At 70.9% G+C, this 8,845-nt stretch carries 7 protein-coding genes, 1 tRNA gene and 1 pseudogene; 5 read left to right on the top strand and 4 right to left on the bottom strand.

Annotation, left to right across the window (positions count from 1 at the left end; translation table 11 throughout):
• The 4 genes and pseudogenes from ACWKZU_RS11890 to hutI form a co-directional block, all read left to right on the top strand.
• A pseudogene (locus ACWKZU_RS11890) lies at positions 1-576 on the top strand (ABC transporter ATP-binding protein); the annotation flags it as partial.
• Entirely contained in the window at positions 573-1,730 is a 1,158-nt protein-coding gene (locus tag ACWKZU_RS11885; RefSeq protein ID WP_449282536.1) for an ABC transporter permease, read from the top strand. The pseudogene ACWKZU_RS11890 and the gene ACWKZU_RS11885, both read left to right, overlap by 4 nt.
• Positions 1,731-1,887: 157 nt before the next feature.
• A complete protein-coding gene (hutU, locus tag ACWKZU_RS11880; protein WP_449282535.1) occupies positions 1,888-3,615 on the top strand; it encodes a urocanate hydratase in 1,728 nt (575 codons plus the stop codon).
• Positions 3,616-3,682: 67 nt separating this feature from the next.
• On the top strand, positions 3,683-4,918 hold the full coding sequence (hutI, locus tag ACWKZU_RS11875) for an imidazolonepropionase (RefSeq protein WP_449282534.1): 1,236 nt from the start codon (positions 3,683-3,685) through the stop codon (positions 4,916-4,918).
• Between the two features lie 96 nt (positions 4,919-5,014).
• Here hutI and ACWKZU_RS11870 read toward each other — a convergent pair whose 3' ends face one another.
• The 3 genes from ACWKZU_RS11870 to ACWKZU_RS11860 form a co-directional block, all read right to left on the bottom strand.
• Entirely contained in the window at positions 5,015-5,992 is a 978-nt protein-coding gene (locus ACWKZU_RS11870; RefSeq protein ID WP_449282533.1) for a ribose-phosphate diphosphokinase, read from the bottom strand.
• A gap of 3 nt (positions 5,993-5,995) precedes the next feature.
• Positions 5,996-7,438, bottom strand: coding sequence for a bifunctional UDP-N-acetylglucosamine diphosphorylase/glucosamine-1-phosphate N-acetyltransferase GlmU (glmU, locus tag ACWKZU_RS11865; protein WP_449282532.1), 1,443 nt, complete (start codon positions 7,436-7,438; stop codon positions 5,996-5,998).
• A gap of 271 nt (positions 7,439-7,709) precedes the next feature.
• Positions 7,710-7,781, bottom strand: a tRNA-Gln gene (locus ACWKZU_RS11860).
• A 102-nt stretch (positions 7,782-7,883) separates the two neighbouring features.
• Here ACWKZU_RS11860 and ACWKZU_RS11855 point away from each other — a divergent pair.
• The gene (locus ACWKZU_RS11855) at positions 7,884-8,420 is read left to right on the top strand and encodes a MarR family winged helix-turn-helix transcriptional regulator (protein WP_449282531.1); all 537 of its coding nucleotides are present in this window, start codon (positions 7,884-7,886) and stop codon (positions 8,418-8,420) included.
• 140 nt (positions 8,421-8,560) lie between these two features.
• Here the strand turns inward: ACWKZU_RS11855 and ACWKZU_RS11850 are convergent.
• On the bottom strand, positions 8,561-8,845 hold a 285-nt coding region (locus ACWKZU_RS11850; protein ID WP_449282530.1), incomplete at its 5' end, for an S-layer homology domain-containing protein.

The raw sequence follows: 8,845 nt of genomic DNA, 5'->3' as shown, positions 1-8,845 counted from the left end.
GAGCCCCGGGTGCTGCTGCTCGACGAACCCGCCTCGGGACTGGATCCCGAGGCCCGCCTCTCCCAGCGCGAGGCGCTCAGGCGTCTCGCCGACGAGGGCACCGCGATCCTCGTCACCAGTCACGTGCTCGACGAGCTCGAGCAGCTCGCCCGGGACGTCGTGTTCCTGCGCGACGGACGCACCGAGACCGGCGCACCGCCGGTCGAGCAGCAGCTCGTGCCCTGGCGGGTGCGCGCCTTCGACATCCTCGCACTCGAGCAGGCGCTCGCCTGGAACGGGCTGCCCTGGACCCGCCAGACCTCGCTCGCCGGCGTGCACTGCGTGGTCGAGCTCCAGGGCGAGGCCGCGGCCGCCTGGCTGCTCCGCACGCTGGTGACGGCCGGCATCGACGTAGTCGAGTTCGCGCCGGCCACCGGATCGCTCGAGCGGGCGTTCGTGAGCCGGATCCGGGAGACGGGCGGGCCTGACGCGCCGCCGGATCCCGGAGCAGCGGATCCGGCGGCGGCGTATCCGACAGTGCCTCCGCCTCCACTGCCCGGACAGGCCGGCGGCACCGAGACGGGGTGGCAGTCATGAGCGAGACGACGATCGCGCCCGCGGTGAGCGCCCCCGGCTTCTGGCGGGCCGCGTGGATCATCGCCGCCCTCGAGCTGCGGCAGCGGCAGCGCTCGAAGACGCTCTGGATACTCGGGATCATCTGGTTCGTGCTGATCGGCGTGGTCACCGGCATCACCTGGTACATCCTCGCCGCGAGCTTCGGAGCCTACGAGGAGGACTTCGACGCCTACCCGCTGTTCTCGCTGATCGTCTACTTCGTGCTGCTCTTCGGCACGCTCGTCGCCCCCGCCATCTCCGCCGGCTCGATCGGTTCCGAGCGCTCGGGCGGCACGCTCGCCACCACGCAGGTCACGCTGGTGAGCACCTGGTCGATCCTCGTCGGCAAGGCCCTCGCCGCCTGGATCACGGGCATCGCCTTCCTCGTCGTCGCGACCCCGTTCATCGTGCTGAGCCTCACCGTGGCGCGCTTCGATCCGCTGCAGCTGCTCATCGCCGTGCTCGCCCTGGCGCTGCAGATCGGCCTCTTCACGGCGATCGGCGTGGGCCTCTCGGCCTTCATCTCCTCGCAGCTGTTCTCGATCGTCACCGCCTACCTCATCGTCGCGCTGCTCTCGGTCGGCACCCTGATCGCCTTCGGGCTCGCGGTCGGCTCGACCACGAAGTACGTCGAGATCGAGTACCGCACCTACTCGCAGGAGTACTGGGAGGAGGTGGACCAGTGCTACCGGGATCCCGACGACCAGGCCGCGATCGAAGCGTGCGAGCGCGAGATCCCCGTCACCTGCACGACCGAGCGCACCACCACCTCGATCGTGTACGCCGACCGGTTCTGGTGGATCCTCGCCATGAACCCGTACGTCATCGTCGGGGACATGGTGTCGGTGCGTCCAGACGATCAGGCCCCCAGCGACCTGTTCGGCATCATCTCGTACGGCGTTCGCTCGCTGCAGAAGCCGCAGGACGAGTCCTTCGCGGGCTGGGACGACTGCCGGCCCGGAGCGCAGGGCGAGGCCCTGGACGACACGATCACCGACGAACTCGAGGGCACCATGCCGGTGTGGTGGATCGGGCTCGGCCTGCAGCTGGTCCTCGCCGCGGCCTCGCTCAGCGCGGGCTATATGCGCCTGCGCACCCCGGCCGCACGGCTGCCCAAGGGCTCTCGCATCGCCTGACGCGGCAGCGCCCACTGCGCTGCCGCACCGGCGCCCTCTCCCGCGAGTCCGGGATTCCGGACAAGCGGCCCGGGATCCTCGTTGCCGCGAGCGCCGCGACGCGGTGGGATTGATCCATCGCGGCATCGCAGCCGCGCACGATCGAAAGGACCTCACCATGACGCTCCCCGGCGCCCGCCCCGTCCGCGCTCCCCGCGGCACCGAGATCTCCGCGAAGAGCTGGCAGACCGAGGCCCCGCTGCGCATGCTCATGAACAACCTCGACCCGGAGGTGGCCGAGCGCCCCGACGACCTCGTCGTCTACGGCGGCACCGGTCGCGCCGCGCGCAGCTGGGAGGCCTTCGACGCGATCGCCGACACCCTGCGCGACCTCGAGGAGGACGAGACCCTGCTGGTGCAGTCGGGCAAGCCCGTCGGGGTCTTCCGCACCAGCAAGTGGGCGCCGCGCGTGCTCATCGCCAACTCGAACCTCGTGGGCGACTGGGCGACCTGGCCGGAGTTCCGCAGGCTCGAGGCCGAGGGCCTCCTCATGTACGGGCAGATGACGGCCGGCTCCTGGATCTACATCGGCACCCAGGGCATCCTGCAGGGCACCTACGAGACCTTCGCCGCCGCGGGCCGCAAGCTGCAGGGCCAGAAGCGGATCGAGACCGTCGAGGGCAAGGGCTCGCTCGCGGGCACCATCACCCTGACGGGCGGCTGCGGCGGCATGGGCGGCGCCCAGCCCCTCGCGGTCACGCTGAACGACGGCGCCTGCCTCATCGTCGACGTCGACAAGACCCGCCTCGACCGCCGCGCGGGCAAGCGCTACCTGGACGAGGTCGTCGAGGATCTCGACGAGGCCCTCGCCAAGGTGCAGCAGGCCAAGGACGAGCAGCGCGGCTGGTCAGTAGGCCTCGTCGGCAACGCCGCCGAGGTGTTCCCGGAGATCCTGCGCCGCCACCTGGCCGGCGAGATCACGATCGACCTCGTGACCGACCAGACCTCGGCGCACGACCCGCTGAGCTACCTGCCGATCGGCTACCGCGTCGAGGAGCGCCTGGAGCGGGCCGAGGCCGACCCCGAGCAGTTCACGAAAGACGCGCAGGCCGCGATGGCCGCGCACGTCAAGGCCATGGTCGAGTTCCAGGACGCGGGCGCCGAGGTGTTCGACTACGGCAACTCGATCCGCGACGAGGCGCGCAAGGGCGGCTACGACCGCGCCTTCGAGTTCCCCGGCTTCGTCCCGGCCTACATCCGCCCCCTCTTCTGCGAGGGCCTCGGCCCGTTCCGCTGGGCGGCACTCTCGGGCGATCCCGAGGACATCCGCGTCACCGACGAGGCGCTCAAGGAGCTCTTCCCCGAGAACGCCCACCTGCACAAGTGGCTCGACGCCGCCGCCGAGCGCGTCGAGTTCGAGGGGCTGCCCGCCCGCATCTGCTGGCTCGGCTACGGCGAGCGCCACCAGGCCGGCCTGCTCTTCAACGAGCTCGTCGCCTCGGGCCGCGTCTCGGCGCCCATCGTGATCGGCCGCGACCACCTCGACTCCGGCTCGGTGGCGTCGCCCTACCGCGAGACCGAGGCCATGGCCGACGGCTCCGACGCGATCGCCGACTGGCCGCTGCTCAACGCCCTCACCGCGACCTCCTCCGGTGCGACGTGGGTGTCGATCCACCACGGCGGCGGCGTCGGCATCGGCCGCTCCATCCACACCGGCCAGGTGTCGGTGGCCGACGGCACCGACCTCGCAGCCGAGAAGCTGTCGCGGCTGCTCACCAACGACCCGGGCATGGGCGTCATCCGCCACGTCGACGCCGGCTACCAGCGCGCGGTCGACGTCGCGGCGGAGCGCGGGGTGCGGGTGCCGCTCAAGGCGACCATCCGCAACACCGACACGGCCTGGTAGTCCCGGCTGCGCCTCGCGCGACCGGCCCCCTCATCCCGCTCGCGCAGAACGACGAAGTGGAGAGACCATGACATCACTGCTCATCACGAACATCGGCGAGCTCACCACCAACGACGCATCGCTCGGCGAGGGTCTCGGCGGACGCCTCCGCGACGCCGCCGTGGTGGTCGAGGGCGAACGGATCGCCTGGGTCGGTCCGGCCACGGCCGCTCCCCCGGCCGACGAGCGGTTCGACGCGGGGGGTCGCGCGCTGCTGCCCGGCTGGGTCGACTCGCACACCCACATGGTGTTCGCGGGCGATCGCACCGCCGAGTTCGAGGCGCGCATGGCCGGCGAGTCGTATGCCGCGGGCGGCATCAACGTGACGGTCGAGGCGACGCGGGCCGCGTCGGACGGGGCACTCGCGGAGAACCTCGCCCGTCTCGTCGCCGAGGCCCGTCTCGGCGGCACCACCACGCTCGAGACCAAGACGGGCTACGGGCTCACCGTGCCCGACGAGGTGCGCGCCGCCCGGATCGCCGGAGCGCACGTCGACGCGGTCACATTCCTCGGCGCGCACGTGGTGCCTCGTGGTGTGAACCCCGAGGCCTACCTCGACCTCGTGATCGGCGAGATGCTCGACGCCGTCGCCCCGCACGTGAGCGCCGTCGACGTCTTCTGCGAGACGGGGGCGTTCGACGAAGCGGCCTCCGGGCGAGTGCTCGACGCGGCGAGGAGCGCCGGTCTCGCGACGCGCGTGCACGGCAATCAGCTCGGCCACGGTCCCGGGGCGCGCCTGGCGGTGGAGCACGGCTCGCTGAGCGTCGACCATCTCGGCTTCCTCACCGATGCGGACGTCGAGTCACTCGCGGGCTCGTGGTCGGGCTGGGATGCCGGATCCGGATCCCGCGGCACCGTCGCCACCGTGCTGCCCGCCTGCGACCTCTCGACCCGGATGCCTCTCGCCCCGGCCCGCCGCCTCGTCGACGCCGGCGCCGTGCTGGCGATCGCGTCGAACTGCAACCCGGGCACCTCGTACACCAGCTCGATGGGCTTCTGCGTGGCGACCGCCGTGCTGCAGATGGGCCTCACCATCCAGGAGGCGGTGCGCGCGGCGACCCTCGGCGGCGCGATCGCGCTCGGCATGCACGAGGACGGCTGGCGGGATCCCCGCGGCGAGCCTCAGCCCGCCGTCGGCGCGATCCGCCCCGGCGCCCGCGCCGACCTCCAGCTGCTCGAGGCCCCCTCGGCGACGCACCTCGCCTACCGCCCGGGTATGCCGCTCACCGCCGCCGTCTGGCGCGCGGGCCGACGCGCGGTCTGATCCCGCGCCCCGCCGCCGAGCGGGGCGGAGCGGAGTCGAGACCCCGGGCATCGGGGTTTCGACTCGCTGCGCTCGCTCGAACGGCGGGAGGATCCGCTACGCCGCGCCCTCGAACATCGAGGTGACCGAGCCGTCCTCGAAGACCTCGTGGATCGCCTTCGCGAGCAGCGGAGCGATCGGCAGCACCGTGAGCTTGTCGAACCGCTTCTCGGGGCTCACCGGCAGCGTGTCGGTGACCACGACCTGGTCGATGAAGTCCTGAGACAGGTGCTCGGTGGCCCGGCCCGAGAAGATGGCGTGGGTGCAGGCGATCGTGACGCCCTTGGCGCCGTTCGCCTTGAGCGCCTCGGCGGCCTTCGCGATCGTGCCGCCGGTGTCGATCATGTCATCGACCACCACGCACCAGCGATCCTTCACCTCGCCGACGATCTCGTGCACCGACACCTGGTTCGGCACGAGCGGATCGCGGCGCTTGTGGATGATGGCGAGCGGAGCGTCGAGCTTGTCGCTCCACACGTCGGCGACGCGCACGCGGCCCATGTCGGGCGAGACCACGGTCAGGTCGTCGCGGTCGATGGTCTTCTTGAAGTGGTCGAGCAGCACCGGCATGGCGAAGAGGTGGTCGACGGGGCCGTCGAAGAAGCCCTGGATCTGCGGCGCGTGCAGGTCGACCGACATGATGCGGTCGGCGCCGGCCGCCTTGAACAGATCGGCGACGAGGCGCGCCGAGATGGGCTCGCGGCCACGTCCCTTCTTGTCCTGGCGCGAGTAGGGGTAGAACGGGGCGACGACGGTGATGCGCTTGGCGGAGGCGCGCTTCAGCGCATCCACCATGATGAGCTGCTCCATGAGCCACTCGTTGATGGGGTTCGTGTGCGACTGGATCACGAACGCATCCGAGCCGCGCACGCTCTCGTCGAAGCGGGCGTACAGCTCGCCGTTGGCGAAGGTGCGCGCGTCGGTCGGGACGAGCTCGGCGCCGAGCTCGGCCGCCACCTGCTCGGCGAGCTCGGGGTAGGCCCGGCCCGTAATCAGGACGAGCTTCTTCTGCCCCGCCATCTCGATCTTGCTCATGTACTACTTCCCGCCGTCCTTCGCAGTGTTCGATCGTTCCGCCGCTTCCGCGGTGCTGGTGCCGGGCCGGTGCTCGGCGACCCACCCCTCGATGTTGCGCTGCGGCGCCACGTTCAGCGCCAGCGACCCCGAGGGGACGTTCTTCCGCACGACCGTGCCGGCCGCCGTGTACGTGCCGTCTTCAATGGTAACCGGCGCGATGAGCACGTTCTTCGAGCCGATGCGCACGGCGTCGCCGACCTGCGTCTGATGCTTGCGCACGCCGTCGTAGTTGGCGAAGATCGTGCCCGCCCCGATGTTGCTGCCGGTGCCGATCACCGCGTCGCCCACGTAGCTGAGGTGCGGCACCTTGCTGCCGGCGCCGATCCTCGCGTTCTTGGTCTCCACGAAGGCGCCGATCTTGCCGCCCTCGCCCAGCTCGGTGCCGGGGCGGATGAAGGCGAAGGGCCCCACTTCGGCGCCCGCCGAGAAGACGGCGAGCGTGGCCTCGCTGCGGCGGATCCTCGCCCCCTCCCCCACCTCGCAGTCGACCAGGGTGGTGTCGGGGCCGATCACCGCGCCGCTCGCGATCGAGGTGGCGCCGTGCAGGAACGTGCCCGGGAGGATCTCGACATCGGCCTCGATCGAGACGTCGGCGTCGATCCAGGTGGTGGCGGGGTCCTGGATCGTCACACCGGCGCGCTGATGGGCGCGCACGAGGCGGGCGTTCAGCTCCCGACCGGCCTCGGCCAGCTGCGCACGGTCGTTGACCCCCGCGATGAGCCAGGGATCGTCGGTCGCGACGGCCTCCACCGCACCGCCGCTCGCGAGGATGCGGGCCGCGGCGTCGGTGAGGTACTTCTCGCCCTGGGCGTTGTTCGTGTCGATCTCGGCGAGCGCCGCCTCGATCGCGCGGCGCGCGAAGACGTAGACGCCGCCGTTGATCTCGGTGATGCGGCGCTGCGCCTCGTCCGCGTCCTTCTCCTCGACGATGCCGGTCACCGCGCCGCCGGTGTCGCGGAGGATGCGGCCGAGACCCGTGGGATTCTCGAAGATCGCGGAGAGCATCGTCATCGCGCGCCCGCCCTCGAGGTGACCGCGCACGAGGCGGTCGAGCGTCGTCGAGTCGATGAGCGGCACGTCGCCCGAGAGCACCACGACGGAACCGTCGAAGTCCCCGGGCAGCGCGGAGAGCGCCTGCTCGACCGCTCGGCCCGTACCCGGCACGGCGTCCTGATCCACGATCACCGTATCGGGCGCGTGATCGACGATCGCCTCGGCGACCCGATCCCGATCGTGCCGCACGACCGCGAGCACCTGTTCGGGAGAGAGCCCGGCGGCGGTGTCGAGCACGTGCGCGATGAGCGAGCGGCCGCCGATGCGGTGCAGCACCTTCGGCAGCGAGGACTTCATGCGGGTGCCCTGCCCCGCCGCGAGGATGATGACGGCGATATGACGGTCTGACATGTGTTGACTTCCTTACCCGGTTTCGGAACTGTTCCCGGATCGGCGCCTTTCGGAGCCGTTCTCCGAGTGGGCCCGCTCCCCACACACGGAGAAGCTTCGCTTCACTCATCTCCGCCTGCGCCTGTGGGCGCATGGCGGAGCGGGCTTTCGATGCTCCGCATCGAAAGTTCCGCTCCCAACATAACGGAGAAGCTACGCTTCCCTGACCTGTCCGGCGCTGGTGAGCGCCGATTTCGGAGCGGGCTTTCGATGCTCCGCATCGAAAGTTCCGCTCCGCCCCTAGGACTCGAACCTAGACCTCACAGCTCCAAAGGCTGTCGTGCTGCCATTACACCAAGGCGGACCGTGCCGTTCCGGCACCGTACAAGTCTGCCAGATCGGCGGCGGTCCCACGCACTGCCGCTCGCGCTCGCGCTCGTACCTCCTCAGGCTCGATAATGGAGGGATGAAGCACGAGGACGAGGTCGATCGCATCATCGCCGACTGGGGCCGTGAGCGCCCCGATCTCGATCTGGCCCCCCTGACGGTGTTCTCCCGGCTGTGGCGCATCGCGAAGCACGTCGATCGCGCGCGAGCGCACGCCTTCGAGCGCTCCGGGCTCACCTCGTGGGAGTTCGACGTGCTCGCCGTGCTGCGGCGCGGCGGCGAGCCGTTCAAGCAGAGCCCCAAGGTGCTCGTGCAGCAGACGATGGTGTCCAGCGGCACGATGACCAACCGCATCGACCGCATGGTCGAGCGCGGGCTCGTGCGCCGTCTCACCGACCCCAACGACGGACGCGGCGTGCTCGTCGAGATGACGCCCCTCGGGCTCACCCTCGTCGATGCCGCGATGACCCGGCTGAGCGACGCCGAGGAGCGCCTGCTCGGCGGCCTCCCCCGCTCCGAGCGGGATCGCCTCGCCGTGCTGCTGCGGCGCCTCGCGATCAGCGTCGACCGCTTCGAGCCGATCACCGAGTCGATCGACCTGCCGCAGGGCGAGTAGATCCGCGTCTCGGGATTCGCCCCGAACGACGAACGCGGGTGGTCGTCGTCGCCGTCCGGCGATGACGACCACCCGCGTCGTGCCGACCGGGGCCGGCGGAAACCGCAGGAGGGGCGGCCGAGCCGCCCCTCCCCCCGGGGTCAGTCCCCGAGCTCGCGGTCGTAGCGGTGCAGGAACGCGGCCATCGCCTCACGCGTCACCGCACGCTTCGGCGCGAACGACCCATCCGCATTCCCCGTCGTGATCCCCGACTTCGACAACCACGCGATCTGCTTCGCGCACCGCGAACCCGCAGACACATCCGAGAACGGCGCCTTCACCGGAGCCGCGAACTTCGGCGACCCCGCATACCGGTACAGGAACGCCGCCATCGCCTCACGCGTCACCGACGCCTTCGGAGCGAACGTCCCATCCGCATTCCCCGT

Source organism: Leucobacter sp., assembly GCF_053528595.1.
Note: the sequence above shows the minus strand (reverse complement) of the source record. Positions and strands in the feature narration are given on the sequence as shown.

Bases quoted from the DNA above. Each gene is read 5' to 3' on its own strand.
- ACWKZU_RS11885 (WP_449282536.1), top strand. From the start codon at position 573: ATGAGCGAGACGACGATCGCGCCCGCGGTGAGCGCCCCCGGCTTCTGG.
- hutU (WP_449282535.1), top strand. From the start codon at position 1,888: ATGACGCTCCCCGGCGCCCGCCCCGTCCGCGCTCCCCGCGGCACCGAG.
- hutI (WP_449282534.1), top strand. From the start codon at position 3,683: ATGACATCACTGCTCATCACGAACATCGGCGAGCTCACCACCAACGAC.
- ACWKZU_RS11870 (WP_449282533.1), bottom strand. From the start codon at position 5,992: ATGAGCAAGATCGAGATGGCGGGGCAGAAGAAGCTCGTCCTGATTACG.
- glmU (WP_449282532.1), bottom strand. From the start codon at position 7,438: ATGTCAGACCGTCATATCGCCGTCATCATCCTCGCGGCGGGGCAGGGC.
- ACWKZU_RS11855 (WP_449282531.1), top strand. From the start codon at position 7,884: ATGAAGCACGAGGACGAGGTCGATCGCATCATCGCCGACTGGGGCCGT.